We start from the raw sequence: 614 nt of genomic DNA on the forward strand, positions 1-614 counted from the left end.
TTTAGTTATAAATATGAAGATATAGATTCCATCCCGCCAGAAAAGTTAAAAAAAGAAATCCAAAAATATTATGAAGACAAAGGCGTAACAGCAAACATCACCCAACGCATCTCAAAAGATGACCCGCTGTATGGAGTCAGCGGCAAGGCCGATTTTATTACATTCGGTGATGTGAAGATGGCAGATACTAATACAAGTGTAAAAGGCATTCGAAACATTATGGATGGGATTCCTGACGAAGATGTGAGGTCAATTCAAAAATTCCTTCAAAAATATAAGGAAGACTATGAAAAAGACGGCTTGAACGGTTTTATAAAGGCAGCTAGCGGGATAGACATAGACCTGATTGAAAAAGTGAAAAACACAGACGGCGCTTTAAAGAAAGTAAGTGTCCTATATGAGCATTTTGATGATGTTAAGCAAATGTATGGCCGAATAAAAGAAGAACTGCCTTCGTTTTTAGGTTTTCTTCATACCTTGTTGAGAAACAGCGGACCGGTCGTAGATCAGTTAGCTGAAAATGGTTATATTGATGAAACGCAAAAGAAAGTCATCAAAAAAGAATTAACGAATATTAATGCGAGTATGCGAGGCATAGAATCACGGTACGAACA

At 37.3% G+C, this 614-nt stretch carries 1 protein-coding gene; it reads left to right on the forward strand.

The annotated features are described in order from the left end of the window. The coding region (locus ACWHAR_RS29105) for a DUF6792 domain-containing protein (RefSeq protein ID WP_452088699.1) at window positions 1–614 on the forward strand (614 nt) is incomplete at both ends.

It is taken from the genome of Bacillus sp. LR--39 (assembly GCF_053613335.1).